The organism is Chryseobacterium sp. JJR-5R, assembly GCF_034047335.1.
GTDB lineage: Bacteria > Bacteroidota > Bacteroidia > Flavobacteriales > Weeksellaceae > Chryseobacterium.
This window is the reverse complement of the sequence record NZ_CP139137.1, coordinates 1,252,974-1,272,233: the sequence shown is the minus strand read 5'-3', so window position 1 is coordinate 1,272,233 and position 19,260 is coordinate 1,252,974. Positions and strand designations below refer to the sequence as shown.

Annotated in this window: 18 protein-coding genes; 11 read left to right on the top strand and 7 right to left on the bottom strand. The window is 41.5% G+C overall.

Features of this window, described 5'->3' with window-relative positions; genetic code table 11:
* The first annotated feature begins 97 nt into the window (after window positions 1–97).
* A complete protein-coding gene (locus SD427_RS05930) occupies window positions 98–1,132 on the top strand; it encodes a bestrophin family protein (protein WP_320560358.1) in 1,035 nt (344 codons plus the stop codon).
* Here SD427_RS05930 and SD427_RS05925 read toward each other — a convergent pair whose 3' ends face one another.
* Entirely contained in the window at window positions 1,133–1,591 is a 459-nt protein-coding gene (locus tag SD427_RS05925) for an Lrp/AsnC family transcriptional regulator (RefSeq protein WP_320560357.1), read from the bottom strand. It abuts the gene before it with no gap.
* A 154-nt stretch (window positions 1,592–1,745) separates the two neighbouring features.
* Here SD427_RS05925 and SD427_RS05920 point away from each other — a divergent pair, with 154 nt between their 5' ends.
* Window positions 1,746–2,972, top strand: a complete 1,227-nt coding sequence (locus SD427_RS05920; RefSeq protein ID WP_320560356.1) for an aminotransferase class I/II-fold pyridoxal phosphate-dependent enzyme — start codon at window positions 1,746–1,748, stop codon at window positions 2,970–2,972.
* Between the two features lie 32 nt (window positions 2,973–3,004).
* Here the strand turns inward: SD427_RS05920 and SD427_RS05915 are convergent, their stop codons facing one another.
* The 3 genes from SD427_RS05915 to SD427_RS05905 form a co-directional block, all read right to left on the bottom strand.
* Window positions 3,005–4,009 (bottom strand): glycosyltransferase, encoded by a 1,005-nt coding sequence (locus SD427_RS05915; protein ID WP_320560355.1) that lies wholly within the window; start codon window positions 4,007–4,009, stop codon window positions 3,005–3,007.
* A gap of 156 nt (window positions 4,010–4,165) precedes the next feature.
* Entirely contained in the window at window positions 4,166–4,564 is a 399-nt protein-coding gene (locus SD427_RS05910; protein WP_320560354.1) for a branched-chain amino acid ABC transporter substrate-binding protein, read from the bottom strand.
* An 86-nt stretch (window positions 4,565–4,650) separates the two neighbouring features.
* Window positions 4,651–5,814: a class I SAM-dependent RNA methyltransferase gene (locus tag SD427_RS05905; RefSeq protein ID WP_320560352.1), complete on the bottom strand. Its 1,164-nt coding sequence runs from the start codon at window positions 5,812–5,814 to the stop codon at window positions 4,651–4,653.
* Between the two features lie 134 nt (window positions 5,815–5,948).
* Here SD427_RS05905 and SD427_RS05900 point away from each other — a divergent pair, with 134 nt between their 5' ends.
* Window positions 5,949–6,674: a class I SAM-dependent methyltransferase gene (locus SD427_RS05900; protein ID WP_320560351.1), complete on the top strand. Its 726-nt coding sequence runs from the start codon at window positions 5,949–5,951 to the stop codon at window positions 6,672–6,674.
* Window positions 6,674–7,402: a ZIP family metal transporter gene (locus SD427_RS05895; protein ID WP_414017719.1), complete on the top strand. Its 729-nt coding sequence runs from the start codon at window positions 6,674–6,676 to the stop codon at window positions 7,400–7,402. Before SD427_RS05900 ends, SD427_RS05895 begins: the two co-directional genes overlap by 1 nt.
* A 78-nt stretch (window positions 7,403–7,480) precedes the next feature.
* Here SD427_RS05895 and SD427_RS05890 read toward each other — a convergent pair whose 3' ends face one another.
* Both SD427_RS05890 and SD427_RS05885 read right to left on the bottom strand, forming a co-directional pair.
* Entirely contained in the window at window positions 7,481–8,866 is a 1,386-nt protein-coding gene (locus tag SD427_RS05890; RefSeq protein ID WP_320560349.1) for a hemin receptor, read from the bottom strand.
* A 50-nt stretch (window positions 8,867–8,916) separates the two neighbouring features.
* Window positions 8,917–10,005 (bottom strand): prolyl-tRNA synthetase, encoded by a 1,089-nt coding sequence (locus SD427_RS05885; protein WP_320560348.1) that lies wholly within the window; start codon window positions 10,003–10,005, stop codon window positions 8,917–8,919.
* Window positions 10,006–10,149: 144 nt separating this feature from the next.
* Between SD427_RS05885 and proS the strand changes: the two genes are divergently transcribed.
* The 7 genes from proS (at window position 10,150) to SD427_RS05850 (ending at window position 17,843) form a co-directional block, all read left to right on the top strand.
* Entirely contained in the window at window positions 10,150–11,625 is a 1,476-nt protein-coding gene (proS, locus tag SD427_RS05880) for a proline--tRNA ligase (protein WP_320560347.1), read from the top strand.
* Window positions 11,626–11,758: 133 nt separating this feature from the next.
* Window positions 11,759–13,060, top strand: coding sequence for an OmpA family protein (locus SD427_RS05875; RefSeq protein ID WP_320560346.1), 1,302 nt, complete (start codon window positions 11,759–11,761; stop codon window positions 13,058–13,060).
* A gap of 110 nt (window positions 13,061–13,170) precedes the next feature.
* Window positions 13,171–14,505, top strand: a complete 1,335-nt coding sequence (locus tag SD427_RS05870; protein WP_320560345.1) for an Nramp family divalent metal transporter — start codon at window positions 13,171–13,173, stop codon at window positions 14,503–14,505.
* Window positions 14,506–14,798: 293 nt separating this feature from the next.
* On the top strand, window positions 14,799–15,335 hold the full coding sequence (locus SD427_RS05865; RefSeq protein ID WP_414017708.1) for a nucleotide exchange factor GrpE: 537 nt from the start codon (window positions 14,799–14,801) through the stop codon (window positions 15,333–15,335).
* A gap of 80 nt (window positions 15,336–15,415) precedes the next feature.
* Window positions 15,416–16,540 carry a molecular chaperone DnaJ gene (gene dnaJ / locus SD427_RS05860; RefSeq protein WP_320560344.1) on the top strand — a complete coding sequence of 375 codons (1,125 nt, stop codon included), beginning with the start codon at window positions 15,416–15,418 and terminating at the stop codon, window positions 16,538–16,540.
* Between the two features lie 76 nt (window positions 16,541–16,616).
* Window positions 16,617–17,069: a hypothetical protein gene (locus tag SD427_RS05855; RefSeq protein ID WP_320560343.1), complete on the top strand. Its 453-nt coding sequence runs from the start codon at window positions 16,617–16,619 to the stop codon at window positions 17,067–17,069.
* Between the two features lie 78 nt (window positions 17,070–17,147).
* The gene (locus tag SD427_RS05850; RefSeq protein WP_320560342.1) at window positions 17,148–17,843 is read left to right on the top strand and encodes a hypothetical protein; all 696 of its coding nucleotides are present in this window, start codon (window positions 17,148–17,150) and stop codon (window positions 17,841–17,843) included.
* A gap of 174 nt (window positions 17,844–18,017) precedes the next feature.
* Here SD427_RS05850 and SD427_RS05845 read toward each other — a convergent pair whose 3' ends face one another.
* Window positions 18,018–18,914 carry a DUF808 domain-containing protein gene (locus SD427_RS05845; RefSeq protein ID WP_320560341.1) on the bottom strand — a complete coding sequence of 299 codons (897 nt, stop codon included), beginning with the start codon at window positions 18,912–18,914 and terminating at the stop codon, window positions 18,018–18,020.
* Window positions 18,915–19,260 lie beyond the last annotated feature (346 nt).

Here is a 19,260-nt window from a genome sequence, read left to right as displayed (position 1 = left end):
GTTTTATTAACGTATATTTATCTATTTTGATATCCCATCCTGTCTTGGTATTTATTTTGCTTATCCATTCGTTGACCTTAGCCGTCACAGCCTATTCATGATTACAACGAGATACATCAATGCCAAGCAGATCCTGAATCTATCAGGCAAGCATCTTATCATTATAACGATCTGGTGTACACTCATTGCGCTGGTTTTTTATTTCCTGGACTGGCAATGGATGATTATTCCCTGGGTTCCGGTGGCACTTATCGGTACTGCAGAAGCATTCCTGGTGGGTTTTAAAAACAATCAGGCCTATGACCGGTTATGGGAAGCACGGAAAATATGGGGCGGAATCGTTAATTCCAGCCGGTCTTTTGCCGCTATGGTCTATGCCTTCAGCACAGATCATGAAGAACTAGACCCAGCCGATCTGGAAAGCAGAAGGAGAAAAATCATTTGCCGGCATATTGCATGGCTCTATGCCTTCCGCGAGCAGCTTCTGGTTCCCACCGAATGGGAACATATCAAAGCCGAGGAAACTGACCAGTTTAAAAATATCGACCATAAACGGAACCGGCTGATCAAAGCAGGATTTCCGGATTATACAAGAACACCGATTTTCCTTAATAAATACCTTTCTGAAGAAGAGGTTGAGCTACAAGGTACTTATAAAAATTTCGCAACCTATCTCATTTCCCAGCAGGCCAAAGATATCAATGAGCTGAAGAATGATGAAATAATTTCAGAATTTAACCAGCTTCAGTTACAGACCTGCCTGAATGAATTCTACGGCTATCAGGGCCAGGCGGAAAGGATTAAAAAGTTCCCTTCGCCAAGGCAGTTTGCCAGTACGGCATTTATATTCAATATCCTGTTCATTACCCTGCTTCCGCTAGGACTGATAAGTGAATTTGCTAAGCTTGGCGACTGGGGAATCTGGATAAGCATACCATTCTGTATCGTTGTCGGATGGATCTACATTATCATGGAACTTGTAGGGGATTATTCTGAAAACCCTTTTGCCGGATTAATGTTCGATGTTCCGATGCTTTCCATTTGCCGGACCATTGAAATCGATCTTCTGCAGATGACCGGCGAAACTGATCTTCCTGACCCGATTGCCTCTAAAAACGGGGTTCTGGTATAATTACAAAACAATTGCCGTGGTATTTTTAACTTCCGAGATCATAAACGAACTGTGGGTACTGGCAATATGCTCTAATGTAGTGAGCTTGGTCAGCATAAAGTTACGGTAATCCGGCATATCTTTAACTCCGATTTTTAAAATGTAGTCGTAGTCCCCGCTTACATGGAAACATTCCGTAACTTCATCCAGGGTCATAATTTCCCTTTCAAACTGAAGTACATGCTGTTTCTTATGCTGTGTAAGTTTTACATGGCACAGCACAATAAAATCCCTGTTGATTTTCTGACGGTCCAAAAGTGCCACATATTTTGAAATCACACCCGCATTTTCCATTTTTCTGATGCGTTCGTAAACTGCAGTCACAGAAAGGCCGAGCTTATAGGACAGCTCTTTTGTCGTTTGTTTTGAATCTTCCTGTAAATAAAGCAGCAGTTTTTTATCAATCCCATCAAAGTTCATAGATAAATTTTTGTTAAAAGTTAATGATCATCAAATATATAAAACATTTTTTCTACTGAATTAAAATATAGTAGATTTATATTCCTGTAATGACGATTTATATTGTAAAAAATAAGCAGATCATTGAAATTTACCCTGTAAAAATCTAAAGCTTATGAAAGAATTCAGTGCAGCCAATGAAATTCAGGATTTACAGTACTTCGGTGAATTCGGAGGAGTCAACCCTTCCATCTCAGACAGTTCCACGTATACTTTCCTTTCTGCGAAAACCATGTTTGATACTTTTGAAGGCAATGCGGAAGGATGTTATCTGTATTCAAGGCATTCATCACCCATGAACCTGTACCTTTCCGAAGCTCTGGCAAAATTGGAAAACACAGAATCGGCAAATGTTACCGCATCCGGAATGGGTGCCATTACTTCCGTTCTGATGCAGGTCTGCAAAAGCGGAGACCATATTGTTTCCAGCAGGACCATCTACGGTGGAACGTATGCTTTTATGAAGAATTTCCTTCCTTCTTTTCAGATCAATACTACGTTTCTGGATATCAATAATTTTGAAGCGGTAGAGAAAGCGATACAGCCCAATACCAAAGTGATTTACTGTGAAAGCGTGAGTAATCCGCTTCTTGAAGTAGCCGACCTGAGAACCCTGTCTGCCCTGTGTAAAAAGCATCATATCAAACTGATCGTAGACAATACTTTTTCACCGTTATCCATTTCGCCGGCATTGCTGGGAGCAGATATTGTAATCCACTCCTTAACAAAATTCATTAATGGGAGCAGCGATACCGTTGGCGGCGTATACTGCGGAACCCAGGAATTCATCAATGACACCAAAAATGTAAATACAGGAGCCTGTATGCTCTTAGGCCCTACCATGGACAGCCTCCGCTCTTCGAGCATCCTGAAGAACCTGAGAACACTTCACATCAGGATGAAACAGCACAGCCATAATGCCATGTATCTGGCGGAGAGATTTGAAAATGACGGTTTAAAAGTTTCTTATCCCGGGTTACGGTCCCACAAAAACCATGAACTGATGAAAAGCATGATGCATGAAGAATACGGATTTGGCGGACTGCTGACTTTAGATGCCGGAACTACGGATAAAGCCAATGAGCTGATGGAACTGATGCAGCAGGAAAATCTGGGCTACCTTGCTGTAAGCCTGGGCTTTTATAAAACCCTGTTCTCCTGCTCAGGAAGTTCCACATCCTCTGAAATCCCGGAAGAGGAACGTGCCGCGATGGGAATTTCAGACGGACTGATCCGGTTTTCCATCGGCCTGGACCATGATATCCGGCGAACCTATGAAAAGATGAAGGAATGCATGCTCAAAACAGGCATTCTCAACCATGAGACCATCTCTATATCGTGATTATTCAGGAGCTGTTGAAATTCAACAGCTTTTTATTTTTTATGGAAATGCGTCGGGAATGCTTCTTCCGGCCGCATCCTGAATACATTCAGTAAAATCCATGATTTTAAGAAGCCGTACCCATAGGAAAACATCTGGATATAAGTGGAAATAACCGCCATTCCTGCAATACTTACATTCTTAGTAACCCACAAAGCATGGAACAGCACCATAAAAGTATACAATCCGTAAAAAGCAAGGATCAGCCCTCTTCCCATAATAAAATACTCCAGAAAGCCCATCAGGTAGCCTAAAAAGAACAGCGTGGGAAAAGCGAAAGAAATTTTTACATATTCGGGGTGCCTTTGGTTAAGGATCGGTCTTGCGCAGCCAAACTGGTAGATTTGTTTTGAAAATTTCCCGAAATCTACCCTCCGCTTATGATAGACCGCAATAGTATCAAAAAAAGCAGTGGTGTACCCGTTTTCCCAGAGGGTCATCGACAGGTCCGGATCCTCTCCGATCCTCATTTCCGAAAAGCCGCCTACTGCATTAAAAACTTCTTTCTTCACGCCCATGTTAAAGCTTCGCGGCTGGAATTTTGACACTGTATTTTTATTCCCTCGGATTCCGCCGGTGGTAAATACCGAAGTCATGGAATAGGAAATTGCCTTCTGCATCAGATTGAATCCTTTATGGGCTTTATCCGCTCCGCCGAAAGCATCACAGGGAATCCGAAGGATATTTTTCTTAATATTTTCGATATAATCCGTTTCCACAATCACATCACTGTCCACGAAAACCAGCCATTCATTCTTTGCCCTTCTGGCTCCGTAATTCCTTGACAGTCCAGGGCCGGAATTATCTTTCCTGAAATACCGGAGCTCCAGTACTTCTTCAAAATTCCGGATGGTCGGCTTTAAATCAATAAGCGAGCCGTCATCTACTATAATGATTTCAAATGCTTTGTCTGACTGGGCCGTCAGCGAATTCAGCAGTTCAAAAAGTTCGTCTTTGCGATTAAATATAGCGACAATGATGGAGATGGTAGGATTCAAATTGAAAATTTTTCAAAATTAATTATTCGCGGAGGATTGCGCAACATGTTTTGTACCAATTGAACGGAAAGTACCATAAAATAGTACATCCCATTTGATACCGGGAAGTTGCTTATTTATGATTGCATATCAGTAAAGCTGTTTTGTAATTGGTAATTAAACAAATATTCCCGATTTGAAATAAACGCACAGAACAACGGAAATAAAAAATAAAACCACAGAACAGCTGAAAAACAGCCATTGAAAAACACTTTTGAAATAATATTTCCCCAGAATATATAAAACAAAAAATGACACCAATGAAACTGCCAGTCCGATTAAAGAAATAACGATAAGCGTCTGAACATAATTTTCAGGAGGCAACGGGTCTTTAAAAACAAAAAACAGCAATATGGCAGAAACCAGAACCAATCCTGAACTTAATTTTTCAGTAAAGTATTTTATTTTTTTTTTGATTTTAACTTTTCCATCATCACTTACGTCTGAAGACAGGCTGCCTAAAAAACCGAGGAAATCGGTAATAACTTCAAAAATCTCAAAAAAATTCCAGGACATTATCTGTTTTGGTTTTTGTAAAATAGAGAATCATATCCAGTTTACAGTAAAAAACCTTCCGTTAAAGGAAGGCTGTTATTCATTCATTATTGGTTCTCCAGTTTATGAACTTTCTTCGTTCCCTCATACATTTCATACTGCAGGAACCTCGTTTCCAGCTTCCCGTTGAACAGCTTGATTTTTCTTGACGGACGCAGACCGATTTTTTTCACAGCTTCCAGATCGGAAGAAATAAGCCACGCTAACGTATTCGGATAATGGGTTTTAAACGTATCCCCTATTTTTTTATAAAAGTCATCGTCATTAATAGAAATTCTTTCGTCATACGGCGGATTGAAAACCATCAGCAAAGGGAAAAGCTCTTTTTTGGATTCAAAGAAATTCTGTTTTTTCAGCTCAATCACATCTTCCATTTCGGCTGCTTCGATATTGGTTCCGGCAGCGTTCAGCATTCTGGCATCAATGTCATAACCTACAATTTTACCGGTAAATTCCTTGATCCTTCCAATTCTTACTTCCTTGATTTTTGTAAACAGGTCGGCATCGTAATTTTTCCAGTTCTGGAAAGCAAATCTTTTCCTGAAAATCTGCGCCGGAAGATCCAGTGCAATCATGGCCGCTTCAATCAGAAGTGTCCCGGAACCGCACATCGGGTCAAGGAAATTCCCTTTTCCGTCCCAGCCTGCCAGGTGAAGCATTCCGCTTGCCAGAACTTCATTGATCGGCGCTTCGCCCTGCTCTTTCCTGTAGCCTCTTTTAAAGAGGGCATCGCCGGAAGAATCCAGAGAGATCGTCACCAGCTCTCTGTCAATATGCAGATGGAATTTAATATCCGGGCTTTTAGGCTCTACATTAGGTCGCCTCTTGAATTTTTCCTGGAAATAATCCACAATGGCATCCTTCATTTTCAGGGTGACAAACTGCGAATGCTTGAAGGTTTCGGAATTCACCGTAGAATCAATCGCAAAAGACTGTTCAACATCCATAAACTGCTCCCACTCCACTTTAAAAAGCTTGTCGTAAAACTGATGCTGGTTGAACGCTTTGAATTCCATAACCGGAATTAGAATTTTCAAGGCAAGCCTTGAAGAATAATTGATTTTATATAAAAATCCGAGATCACCTTCGCAATTGACTGCCCGGTTCTTCATTTCCACGTTGCGCCCGCCTAATTTTTTTATTTCTTCGGCCAGGATCTGCTCAAGTCCAAAGAATGTCTTTATCTGAATCTGTAAGTTTTCTGTATTCATAAGTAAGTATTAAAGATATAAATATTTAAAAATTAAAAGATTAGGTATTCTGTTTTTCATTTAATTGAATGTTTCAATCTTCCAATGTTAAATACTTTTTCCTTTTACCGCACAAATTTAGTTATTTTTGCATTATGGAATGGTTTGAATCTTGGTTTGATACCCCTTATTATCATCTGCTTTACAGCAACAGAGACTATACGGAAGCAGAAAGCTTCATCACAAAACTCACTGCAGACCTGCAGCTTCCGCCGGATTCCAGAATTATTGATCTGGCCTGCGGAAAAGGAAGGCACTCTGTTTTCCTCAATCAATCAGGCTATAATGTATTAGGTTTGGACCTTTCGAGACAGAGCATAGAATTTGACAGACAGTTTGAAAATCAGACGCTTAAATTTGACGTTCACGACATGAGGAACCCGATTAAAGCAGATCCTGTGGATGCGGTTTTCAATCTTTTTACCAGTTTCGGGTATTTTGACCATGCAGATGACGATAAAAAAGTATTCCAGTCCGTGTACAATGCCTTGAAGCCCGGAGGATTCTTTGTTTTGGATTATCTTAATGAAGAATATGTGCGGAAAAACATTGTTCCGGAATCAGTTGTTGAAAAAGGCGGGATTGAATTTAAAATCTGCAAGAAAATAGAAGGCAGGCATGTTGTAAAGGATATCTATTTTGAAGCTGACGGAAAATCCCATCATTTCTTTGAAAAGGTAAAGCTTCACACCCTGGAAACCATTAATTCTTATGCATCAGACTGCGGGTTTGAAAGAATGAAAATCTGGGGCGATTACCAGCTGAATGTATTCAAAAAAGAAACGTCTCTTCGTTGTATTAATTTATTTAAGAAAAAATGATAACTGTACTTTTGCTGATTGCAAGTGTGATTGCCGGCGTATTTCTCGGAAAACATTTCGGGAAAAAAGAAAAGCTCGCGAAAAACTTGCTGGTCCTCAGCGCAGGGTTCCTGATTACAATTTGTCTGAATGAAGTATTCCCGCAGGTATATGCTGCCAAATCAGGCAGCAGCCTGGGTGTATTCGTCATTGCAGGCGTATTGTTGCAGATGGTCCTGGAAGCGCTGACAAAAGGTTTTGAGCATGGCCACGTCCATCATCACAGCGAACATAATATCCTTCCCGTTGCTCTAATGGTCGGGCTTTTCGTACATGCTTTTATTGAGGGAATTCCTTTGGCGAATGAGGCGCATGAATTTTCACCCTATTTGCTGGGCATTGTATTTCATAACCTTCCGATTTCCTTTATTTTAGGTGCCTTTTTATTTAACAGAAAGAGTGAATCCAAGTCCAATACATCTTATCCTTCTATTTTGATTGTGGTTTTATTTGCCCTGGCTTCACCGATGGGAATGCTTCTGGGAAATTATTTTAACCCGGATCTGCAGCCTTATTTCCTTGCCATTGTCGGCGGAATCTTCCTGCACATTTCTTCTGTTATCATTTTTGAAAGCAATAAGAATCATAATATCGACTGGGTAAAAATCGGATTGGTTATTCTGGGCGTTTCTTTGGCTTTAATACTACACATGTTCCATAATCATTCAGCGGTTGGGCATCAACATTAACCTTATCGTTTTTAAAACATAAAAAAGCTCCGGAAAATTCCGGAGCTTTCTGTTTATCTATTTACTGAGTGTATGAAATTAAAATTTCCACCCGAATGTAAGAAAGAAATTATTTCTGATATTTTTCACATCTGAAACGGCATAACCTTCACTCGCAATCAGACGGTTAGGAGAATAATATCCGTCTTCAAAATCACCGTTAACCAATCCTCTCAGAAAAGGATTGCTGTATTTTGAAGTCATGTTCTGATAAGCTGCATCAATATAGAATGACCTGAAATCATATCCGATACCGAACGACAGCATATTCCTGTCATTAAGAATAAGATTGCTGTAAGACCTTGGGTTGTCAGATAAGCTTCCGTCATTGTTGAAAGAATTCACGGAAAGCGCATCAAAAGGACTTGAAGCATAAGAATATCCGCCTCTCAGCCTGAACTGTTTGATCCTGTATTCCGCACCCATTTTTAATTCTGACAGATTTTTAGAATCTTCTCTGAAAAAATCATTTAAATCATTTTCTGCTGCACCGTATACTTTATATTTTGGCTTGGTTAAGCCTAAAGTATAATCAACATTTAAAGAAAAACTTTTACTTGCAATAAATGCAGCACTTACCGTCGCTTTTAACGGGGATGTCAGTTTTCTGTTTTCAATCCCGTAATCATCACCGTAGATGGCATCATTATAGAAATTATAGCTTCTATCAATGTTCCAGAACGTTGGCGTTTCCAATGCAGCCCCGATCCTGAAGTTCGGGTTTAGTTTTCCTATTACCCCTAATGAGGCGGAGAAACCGTTTCCTTTTTCATAGAAAGGTGTATTCTGCTTGCTGAAGTATTCTGAATTACCGGAAGATACATCATTGAAAATAGCTGTATCCGACTGATCCATTGAAGAGTTAAGGAAATTCAATCCTGCACCGATGTATATATTGTTATTGTAATTGGCACCTACACCAAAGCTTGTTTTTGATAAATATCCATATCTGTCATAAGCATGCCTTCCGAATGAAGAACTTCCGCCAGCAGCAAAATCATAGACCAGATTGTTGTTCCCCGGCGTTTCAATATAATTGTCAATAGACTGGTTAGAGTAGTTTACCCCGACGTTAATAAACTTCCATGCACTTTCGGTCATCAGCTGAAAAGTCATTACTGCACCGATATTCCCGATATCTCCTTTATTGATATTGTATGAATAAGAAGATCCTGCATACGAAGATGTGTTTTTATTGCCGGTAAGCGACAATGTTCCCGAAATTTCTCCGGAAATGGCAACACCAAGTCCTGCAGGATTGGTTAACAGGGCATTGGCATCGCCTCCTAATGCTCCGTTAGATCCTGCCATCGCATTAAACTTGGCAGAACCTATGCTTGGAGAAGCTGAATATACATCTACCGTATTCCTTATTACGGAAACATCCTGAGCCTGCGCAAAAAATGCAGCAGAAATACTCATCATTGCTAAAGATTTTTTTAACATTATTTTCTTAAATAGTTATTAATTTCTGATTATCTGCCACCTCTGAATCCACCGCCACCGCCGCCGGATCTGAAACCGCCGCCGCCGCTTCCGCCGCCAAAGCCACCGCCGCCGGATGATCTGAAGCCGCCTCCGCTGTTGGAATTATTAAAGCCTCCATTATTTCTGAATCCGCCTCCGTTGTCATTCCTGAATCCGCCGTCGTTCCTTCTTGGCTGGGACTGATTGTTGTAATTCGGCCTTACCTGAGTCTGGTTGCGGAATCCTCCCTGATTTCTGAAACCACCATTGGCTGTTCCCTGTCTGAAGCCTCCGTTAGATCCTCTGAAGCCTACGTTGGTACCGTTTCTGAATCCTCCGTTTACCGTATTACCGTTTCTGAAACCACCCGTATTGGTGTTGCTTCTTCTGAAACCGTTTCCTGAAGCTGCCCCATATTTGTTCGCAAAGCTTCCGTTATATGAATTAAATCCTCTTCCGCCGGATGCACTTCTTCTGTAGATGTTATTGTAGTTTCCACCCCAGTACCCTCCGCCGTAGCCCCAGCCGCCATATCCGTATGGATATCCGTAGCCGTATAGACCGCCCCAGTATGGATTAAAGCCGCCCCAATAAGGTGAGTATCCCCATCCCATATTCCAGCCGCCTCCCCAGCCCCAGGAACTGCCCCAGCCCCATGAAAGTCCGAGGCCCCAGCCTCCGCCCCAGCCCCAAGGGCTGTAGCCGCCGTACATTCCCCACGGAGATCCCCATGAGCTGTCGTAATAATTGGTCTGGCTTCCTGCGAAATTCCCCCAGTCAGAGTCCGTTGCAGTAGAGTTCCAGTTGTAATTGTTCCAGTCTTCATATCTTCCTTCCCTGGAATTCATTTCTGCGTTCTGTACAACATTTGTATCATCCTGGTAGTAATTGTAATCATCCCCTACCCGGTTTCCTCTTTCATTAATAATTACCCCTTCCGGAAGCGTGTCTTTATTCGGGTCGTAGTAAACACCGTCTGTCTCACTGTAGCCGCCCATCTGAGCGCCGCAGGATACGAGCAACAATCCGCCGGAGATAGCCAGAATCCCTTTGGATTTCAGCATGCTCAGCAAACTTTTATGTATATTTCTTTTCATGATAACGTAAAAATTTTTAAATTAAATTATATTTGCAGTCTGTACCAAAAATGTACCATTCAAGGTTACAAAAAATATATCAAAAATAGATCTTTATTTTTAGATAGCAATAATAGTAAAAAGTTAAAAAAATTTTAAAATATAATGGCAAAATTAACCTCAAGAAGCGAGGATTACAGCAAGTGGTATAATGAGTTGGTGGTAAAAGCCGACTTAGCTGAAAACTCAGGAGTACGCGGATGCATGGTAATCAAACCTTACGGCTATGCAATCTGGGAAAAAATGCGTGACGAAATGGATAAAAAATTCAAAGAGACCGGTCACGTAAACGCTTATTTTCCTCTGTTTGTGCCCAAAAGCTTATTTGAGGCTGAAGAGAAAAATGCAGAGGGCTTCGCTAAAGAATGTGCCGTCGTTACCCATTACAGGCTGAAAACAGATCCTGACAATCCGTCCAAACTGATTGTGGACCCGGATGCCAAGCTGGAAGAAGAACTGATTGTCCGCCCTACATCTGAAGCGATTATCTGGAATACCTATAAAAACTGGATCCAGTCTTACAGAGACCTGCCGATACTCATCAACCAATGGGCAAACGTCGTGCGTTGGGAAATGAGAACCCGTCTGTTCCTGAGAACAGCAGAATTCTTGTGGCAGGAAGGCCACACGGCACATGCAACAAAAGACGAAGCTGTTGAAGAAGCTGAAAAAATGAATAAGGTATATGCTGATTTTGCAGAAAACTTTATGTCAATGCCCGTAATCCAGGGGCTGAAAACACCTTCAGAGCGGTTTGCAGGAGCAGACGAAACGTATTGTATTGAAGCCCTGATGCAGGACGGAAAGGCTCTTCAGGCCGGAACTTCGCACTTTCTAGGACAGAATTTCGCTAAGGCATTTGATGTAAAGTTCACCAATAAGGAAGGGAAAATAGAACACGCTTGGGCAACCTCGTGGGGAACTTCCACGCGTCTGATGGGCGCTCTGATCATGACCCATTCCGATGACTTCGGCCTGGTGCTGCCTCCTACCCTGGCCCCGATCCAGGTGGTGATTGTTCCGATCTTCAAAGGTGAAGAACAGCTGGCGCAGATCAGTGAAGTGGCTCTGGACATCCAGGCTAAACTCAGAGCGAAAGGCATTTCCGTGAAGTTCGACGATGATACCCATAACAAGCCGGGCTGGAAATTCGCAGAATATGAACTGAAAGGGGTTCCTTTAAGAATTGCCATGGGACCGAGGGATCTTGAAAACAAATCTGTGGAAATTGCAAGAAGGGACAACCTGACCAAAGAAGTGCGTTCTATCGAAGGGCTGGATTCTTATATCGAAGACCTGTTGAAAACCATTCAGAAAGACCTTTATACCAAAGCTGCCGATTTCAGGAAAAACAACATTACCAAAGTTGACAGCTATGAAGAATTCAAAAAAGTTCTGGAAGAAAAAGGCGGATTCATCTATGCCCACTGGGACGGAACTGAAGAAGAAGAAGAGCAGATTAAGGAAGAAACCAAAGCTACCATACGATGTATCCCTTTGGATGATGACATCGAACCGGGCATTTCCCTGATCTCCGGGAAAGCATCACAAAGAAGGGTTTTATTTGCGAAAGCATATTAATTCTACTTAATATAATATTGAAAATCTTTAAAAATCACATGGATTTTTAAAGATTTTTCATTTAAAGACGACAATGGACAAGTTTTTGATTCAATGTAAATAACAATTAACATTAATTCCAAAATAATTTATTATGTCTTTAAACATCATTGATTTAATTAAAGGACAACTGGGGCCCGCCCTGGTATCTCAGGCTGCATCACAGTTCGGAGAAAGCGAATCGGGAATATCCAAAGCAATAGGCGGTTTACTGCCGGCTGTTGTAGGCGGACTTGCCAACGATGCTGATAATCCGCATGTCCTGGATGCTGTTACCCGTTCTTCTTCAAACGGAGTTTTGGGAAATCTGTTAGGAGTAACTTCTACCAGTTCAGAGATTTCCGACGTTGTATCTTCTATTTTTGGCGATAAGTTGAGCGGACTGATCACTGCTGTAGCATCGTATGCAGGCATCAGCAATGATTCTTCAGGTGCTTTACTGAATGTAGTAACGGCAGCTGTTGTAGGAACTTTAGGAAAATATGCAGCTGACAACAATCTGGATAAGGCAGGAATTTCAGCACTGCTGAAAGAACAGCAGGGAACAGTTGCAGGACTTCTGCCTACAGGGCTTTCTTTTGCTTCCTTAAGTATGGGCGACTGGGATGCCCGGTACAAATTTGACAATGACGGTGACAAAATAAATATTCCTGCTCATGAAGAGCCCAAGGTAGAAGTAACGAGAAGTACAGCGCCGGAAGGAACTTTTCCTGACAGAAAAGTGGATGACAAAGGGTCTATCTGGAAATGGCTCCTTCCTCTCCTGCTTCTAATTGCAGCCGCTTATTTTATCTGGCAGCAGTGCGAGAAGAAAGAAACCACCATTACCACAACGCCTACGGATTCCGGGACCGTAAATACGGATACTGCTACAGTAGTTACTCCGGCAAACGCTACGGGAGCCACTGTGGTTGCTTCAAGAACCGATGAAGATATTGACCTGAATGGAACTGCCCTGAAAGGCTACCGTGGAGGAATGGAAGACCAGATGATTACTTTTATGAAATCTGACGGCTATAAAAATGCCAAGGATGATGATGCTTTGAAAACACAATGGTACAATTTTGACCATGTGAACTTTAAGATGGGAAGTGCCAATGAACTTGAAACCGGTTCTGAAGGACAGCTGCAGAATCTGGTAGCTATTCTGAAAGCATATCCTGATGCAAAAATTAAAATCGGAGGCTATACGGATAAAACCGGGGACGAAGCTCAGAACATGAAATTATCCGGTGAAAGAGCGGATTTCATTAAATCCTGGTTAGGTAAGCAGGGTGTAGGATCACAGGTACTGGATGCTGACGGATACGGAAGCGAGTTTGCTACCGTGGATGCATCGGCTTCAGATGCAGAAAGGGCTACCGACAGAAGAATGGCGGTAAGATTTGCAAAATAACCTTTCAACATATATCATGAATCCCGGGAATATTTATTTTTCCGGGATTCGCTTTTATCATTTTGTGATTTTTATTTATTTAACTATATTTGTTAGTCATTCCTAACATTATGAACCTGAATTTAAAAAGTGCCTGGCGAAAAGATAAAACTTCAAATTCTCTTGCAGAGGTTTATTCTTCGGTAAAGATTCCTAAAAACGCCGGCTTTTGGAGAAAATACCTTGCATTTGCAGGTCCGGGCCTTATGGTTGCGGTAGGATATATGGACCCTGGAAACTGGGCAACCGATATTGCGGGAGGCGCACAGTTCGGTTATACCCTGCTTTCGGTAATTCTAATTTCAAATATTTTTGCGATGGTCCTCCAGCATTTATCCGTAAAACTGGGTGTTGTTGCAGAAAGGGACCTTGCGCAGGCCTGCCGGGACCATTTCGGACCTAAAACCAATTTTATGCTTTGGGTATTCTGTGAGATTGCCATTGCTGCCTGCGACCTTGCAGAAGTCATCGGCTCTGCCATTGCCCTGAATCTATTGTTCCATATTCCTCTTACGTGGGGAATTGTAATCACCACGGTTGATGTACTGATTATCCTTCTGCTTCAGTCGAAGGGATTCCGATGGATCGAAAGCATTATTGGCGGACTAATCTTCGTTATCCTTGCCTGTTTTATCTATGAACTGGTGATTTCAAAACCTGCGATCAATGAACTGCTGGGAGGGCTGGTTCCTAAAGCGGAGATCATCCGGAACCCTGCTATGCTTTATATTGCAATAGGGATTCTTGGGGCCACCGTCATGCCCCATAACCTGTATCTTCACAGCAGCATTGTTCAGACGAGGGATTATACGCGTGACCGGGAAGGGAAAAAAGAAGCGATAAAATTCGCGACGTTGGACAGCACGGTTTCCCTGATGCTGGCCTTTTTCATCAATGGTGCCATTTTAATTCTGGCTGCTGCCACTTTTCATATTTCAGGCAATAAGGATGTTGCGGATATTCATGATGCGTATAAAATGCTGACCCCTATTCTGGGAGCTTCCATGGCAAGTATTGTTTTTGCCGTTGCTTTACTCGCTTCGGGACAGAATTCTACGCTTACGGGAACCCTAGCCGGACAAATTGTAATGGAAGGATTCCTGAATATCAGGCTGAAACCGTGGTTAAGGCGTCTAATTACCCGTTTGATTGCTGTAATTCCTGCTTTGATTGTGGCTATCCTGTATGGTGAGCAGGGCACGACAGAACTTCTGGTCTTAAGCCAAGTGATCCTTTCGATGCAGCTGAGTTTTGCTGTCGTTCCTTTGGTAATGTTCACGAATGACAAAGCCAAGATGGGTGAATTTGTCAACAAGCCTTTTCTTAAAATTTCAGTCTGGGTAATCTCCGTGGTTATTATTATTTTAAATCTTTACCTTCTGTACCAGACATTTTTCGGGGAATAATTAAGTAGATATGAAAATTGTATGTAAATACCTGAAAGCTATTAAAATGGCAGCTACCCTAGCCGCGATAGAAACGGTTACCCCACAGCAGGCGATGGAAAAAGCGGCTGTGCGAGGCGTATGAGTGGATAGCGCGAAACAGCTCCTGATTTACTCAATTTTCTGCTAAGCAATCGTCCATTTTCCTGTCCATAATGCATATAAGAAGGTTCCAATACGATTTTATGCCTAAATGTCCTGATTTTTTATTTGGCAGCATGTTTGTGAATACTATGGAAAATAAATATTGAATTATGGAAAACCAGGATATTAACGAAGAAAGCATCAATAATCAGGAAGAAACAAATATTCAGAATGAAGCTGTATTAGAAGACAAAGTGACAGAAAAGCCCTCTGCCGAGGAACTTTTGGCAGAAGAAAAAGACCGTTACATCAGGCTGTATGCTGAATTTGAAAATTATAAGAAAAGGACGTCAAAAGAAAAGATGGAGTTCTTCCAGTATGCCAATCAGGACATGATGGTTTCCATGCTTGGGGTTTTGGATGACTTTGAAAGAGCACTGAAGGAAATTGCCAAAAACGGAAACCCTGCAGACCTTCAGGGGGTTGAACTGATCTACAATAAATTCAAGAGCAAACTGACTGAGAAAGGTTTAAAAATCATGGAAGTAAGAGCCGGAGACAGCTTTAATGTGGATTTCCATGAAGCGATTACGCAGATTCCTGCACCGTCAGAAGATTTGAAAGGCAAGATCGTGGATGTTATTGAAACAGGTTATACCTTAGGAGATAAAGTAATCCGTTTTGCTAAAGTAGTAACCGGAAATTAAAAACATACGCAATGGGTAATCCATGATATTCAAAAACTGATTATTGAGGATTACCCATTATCAATTACTCATATAACAACATGTCAAAAAGAGATTATTACGAGGTTCTTGAAATCAGCAAATCTGCATCAGCCGACGAAATAAAGAAAGCATACCGTAAAATGGCCATCAAATTCCACCCTGATAAAAACCCGGGTGATAAGGAGGCGGAAGATAAGTTCAAGGAAGCGGCAGAAGCTTATGAAGTGCTGAGCGACGAGCAGAAACGTGCACGGTATGACCAGTTCGGCCATGCAGGCGTTGGCGGAAACGGCGGCTTTGGCGGCGGCGGAGGTTTCGGCGGCGGAATGAACATGGAAGATATCTTCAGCCAGTTCGGTGACATTTTCGGCGGCGGCGGCGGTTTCGGTGGATTCGGCGGTGGCGGCGGCCGTCAGCAGGTGAAAGGCTCTAATTTAAGAATCCGCATCAAGCTGAACCTTGAAGAAATGGTAAACGGGACACAGAAAACCATCAAGGTCAGAAAAATGAAGATGGCAGAAGGCGCCACTTCAAAAACCTGCCCTACCTGCGGCGGTTCCGGAGTCCAGCTGAAAGTGATGAATACGATGTTCGGGCAGATGCAGACCCAGACGACCTGCGGAACCTGCCAGGGAATCGGGAAAGTGGCGGATAAAATTCCAGCAGGTGCCAATGCACAGGGCCTGATAAAAGATGAAGAGGAAATCTCAATCAATATTCCGGCAGGGGCAAGAGACGGGATCCAGCTTAATGTAAGGGGAAAAGGAAACGACGCGCCCTTCGGAGGGATTCCGGGAGACCTTTTGGTGATTATTGAAGAGGAAATTGATAAAACCATCAAAAGAGAAGGTGACAACCTTCACCAGGAACTCTACATCTCATTTGCCGAAGCCGCATTGGGAACCAAGAAGGAAGTACCTACGGTAGGAGGAAAAGTAAAAATCACCATTGATACGGGAACCCAGTCCGGAAAGATTTTAAGACTTGCCGGGAAAGGCCTTCCAAGCATCGACAGCTATGGAAAAGGCGATATGTTCATCCACATTAATGTATGGACCCCGCAGCAGCTGACGAAAGAACAAAAAGACTTTTTTGAAAAGCAGATGAGCAGCGGAGAAATGGTTGCAGAACCTTCCGGAAAAGAAAAAACGTTCTTTGATAAAGTGAAAGATTTGTTCAACTAAAATATAAAGGATTCTTACGGGAATCCTTTTTTTATGGACTGTTCTCCGGTTTAACTTTGAAGCAAATAATCAAGCCATGAAGAAAACCGTATCTGTCTTCCTGCTGTTATCACTGATTTCCTGTCGGAATGAAAAGATGAAATCAGCTGCTGAAAAAAATATTGCTGAAACAAAACAATACATTTTACCGAACGATCAGTTCCGTAAAGAAATTTTACCGCAGTTAAAACATAAGAATGATAAGGAAAAACTGGCTGCCCTTCTGGATTCACTTGATAAGAGGGCATTGAGTTACTGCGATTTTATAAAAAGAGCATACGAAATTGATGATTCATACTATGATGTTGCACGAGCAGAATATCCTGGGACCGAAATGCAGCCTGAATTTACCAAGTTGCATGATGAAGCTTTTGATGCTGCCCACGCCGGATTTTCAAAACAAATCAACCTTACCGAAAAACAGCTGAATGATCTGGCCATATTTTACGCGTTTGATAAAAATGTGAGAGATTACTGCGGAGCATTCTAAGTTACATCTTTTCCTTAGCGCCTTTATTATCCGTAAATATTAATTTATATTTGCCCAAGCACCAAGATACTGACGGAAATGATGGATACAAAAACGATATTTTTAAACGCATGCCACGCAGTAGCTGACCAACTTGAAGGTTTTGAAAAATACAAAAACGGGCAGAGGCTAAAAAAGATCTCGGCAGATAAAGACATTTTCTTTGAGATCACTTTTCAAAGTGATTTCAGAAACTTTTCTTCCCATATCATGGTTATTCCCGATATTGTCATTTATTCTAAAGCCTTAAAGAAATGGCAGATTACACATACCGGCAATAAATTCAGCAACGGGGTAATTTACGGAAGCCATCTCGGCTATATTACGCCTTACAATACATGGAAAAAATGGAATGTTGCCGGACTGGGTTTTGAAAAGTCGGTAAATGAGATTGCAGCCAGCATTAAAAAATATGTACTTCCCATATTTGAAGTGTTCAGTTCCAGGGAAAACGCCATCGAATTTCTTAAAAATAACGGAACAAGATTCAATATGCATTGTGAAGATTCCTTAAGCCCGATTGATTTTCTGTTATGCTGTTCAGATAAAGAAACCGCAGAACTTTTTTTTAATAACTACATCAGGAACAGCAGCCACAAAAGGAAAATCCTGAGTTTTTATGAGAAATTAAAAACAGAGGAAAACATTGACCTTAACCATTCGGAGTTTGTTGATGCGACACCTATCAAATTGGCATATGTCAATAATCTTTCTATAGACGAATCTATAAAGTAACAGATTCGTCAATACGATAAAGCGGTTCACAAAGGTAATAAAAGCAGGAACAGTAAACATTCCTGTTCACAACGTTACACAAAAAAAGCTTATGAATGCAGGATTTTCCTGATGCATTCATAAGCTTCTGTTATTTTAATCCAAATGAATAATTAATGATTTAATCTGATTTCATTATCCGCGTACCAAGCTGTAGATTTTCTTTCCGATGGTGAAAAGAGCAACGGCGATCAATCCTCCTGCCAGTCCCAGTATCACTTCTTTCAGGACAGTCAGGGTTTTACTGGAAGACCATGATGGCAAAATATGGTGGAAATAATCGATCCTGTGCGCAAAAATCCCGCCTGCCACCATAATTAAAGCAATGGTGCCGATGACGCCCAGTGCCTTGATGACAATCGGTAAAGCCTTTACCAGCAAATGGCCCAGCTTTCCGAAGAATCCTTTGTCATTGCTCTTTTTAATCAGCTTAAATCCGGCATCATCCATTCTTACGATCAGGGCAACAATTCCGTACACTCCCACCGTAGCTATGAATGCCACCAGGCTCGTTACTAAAATCTGTGTAATAAAAGGGTGCTTTTCTTCCAGCACCGTTCCCAACGCAATAATGACAATCTCAATGGACAGGATAAAATCCGTGGTAATGGCTGATTTCACTTTTGTTTTTTCTATTTCTTCAGGGGTCTGGCCTTCTTCTTTAACTTCTTCCACCACCTCATGGCCTTTTTTTTCACGGTGAAACAGGAATTCTATGATTTTTTCAACCCCTTCGAAGGCAAGGTACAATCCTCCCAGAATCAGCACATAATTAATGGCCGGTTCATACAGCCAGTTCAGTAGAAATACAACCGGCAGGATGATTAATTTGTTAATGAAGGAACCCTTTGTAATGGCCCACAGTACCGGTATCTCTCTCGAAGCGAGGAAACCTGTTGCTTTTTCAGCATTTACCGCAAGGTCGTCACCAAGGATGCCTGCCGTTTTTTGTGTAGCTATTTTACTGGTAACCGCTACGTCGTCCATCAAAGCAGCGATATCATCCAAAATTGCAAAAAAACCAGATGCCATAAATTTTTAATATTTTTTTAATAATTGTTAAAAGCAAAAATAATTATTTAATTCGACTTATTGAATGATTATATAAGGTTTTAAAAGAAATCAAAATAAGTTCCTGGTTACATATGCGTTCAGAATTTCTTCCATTGATTACTGATCTCAACACCTGTTAAATACTGTCCTGTGAAACAATATATAATCAAAGGTTTAATGTTCAAGGTATTCACTTATCAAAAAAGAGACCTAAATAAATTTCTTACAGTTTGTGTTACTGATTTCGTGTTCTTCTTTTTCACAGACCTGATATGTTCTGGATTTATTAAATCCGGTAAAAAAGATGACCGCCCTAGATTATACT

Excerpts from the sequence above, each read along its gene's own strand:
- SD427_RS05875 (WP_320560346.1), top strand. The coding sequence starts at position 11,759 with ATGTCTTTAAACATCATTGATTTAATTAAAGGACAACTGGGGCCCGCC.
- SD427_RS05850 (WP_320560342.1), top strand. The coding sequence starts at position 17,148 with ATGATGGATACAAAAACGATATTTTTAAACGCATGCCACGCAGTAGCT.
- SD427_RS05885 (WP_320560348.1), bottom strand. The coding sequence starts at position 10,005 with ATGAAAAGAAATATACATAAAAGTTTGCTGAGCATGCTGAAATCCAAA.
- SD427_RS05855 (WP_320560343.1), top strand. The coding sequence starts at position 16,617 with ATGAAGAAAACCGTATCTGTCTTCCTGCTGTTATCACTGATTTCCTGT.
- SD427_RS05845 (WP_320560341.1), bottom strand. The coding sequence starts at position 18,914 with ATGGCATCTGGTTTTTTTGCAATTTTGGATGATATCGCTGCTTTGATG.
- SD427_RS05925 (WP_320560357.1), bottom strand. The coding sequence starts at position 1,591 with ATGAACTTTGATGGGATTGATAAAAAACTGCTGCTTTATTTACAGGAA.
- SD427_RS05920 (WP_320560356.1), top strand. The coding sequence starts at position 1,746 with ATGAAAGAATTCAGTGCAGCCAATGAAATTCAGGATTTACAGTACTTC.
- dnaJ (WP_320560344.1), top strand. The coding sequence starts at position 15,416 with ATGTCAAAAAGAGATTATTACGAGGTTCTTGAAATCAGCAAATCTGCA.
- SD427_RS05900 (WP_320560351.1), top strand. The coding sequence starts at position 5,949 with ATGGAATGGTTTGAATCTTGGTTTGATACCCCTTATTATCATCTGCTT.
- SD427_RS05890 (WP_320560349.1), bottom strand. The coding sequence starts at position 8,866 with ATGATGAGTATTTCTGCTGCATTTTTTGCGCAGGCTCAGGATGTTTCC.
- SD427_RS05905 (WP_320560352.1), bottom strand. The coding sequence starts at position 5,814 with ATGAATACAGAAAACTTACAGATTCAGATAAAGACATTCTTTGGACTT.
- SD427_RS05930 (WP_320560358.1), top strand. The coding sequence starts at position 98 with ATGATTACAACGAGATACATCAATGCCAAGCAGATCCTGAATCTATCA.
- SD427_RS05910 (WP_320560354.1), bottom strand. The coding sequence starts at position 4,564 with ATGTCCTGGAATTTTTTTGAGATTTTTGAAGTTATTACCGATTTCCTC.
- SD427_RS05870 (WP_320560345.1), top strand. The coding sequence starts at position 13,171 with ATGAACCTGAATTTAAAAAGTGCCTGGCGAAAAGATAAAACTTCAAAT.
- proS (WP_320560347.1), top strand. The coding sequence starts at position 10,150 with ATGGCAAAATTAACCTCAAGAAGCGAGGATTACAGCAAGTGGTATAAT.
- SD427_RS05865 (WP_414017708.1), top strand. The coding sequence starts at position 14,799 with ATGGAAAACCAGGATATTAACGAAGAAAGCATCAATAATCAGGAAGAA.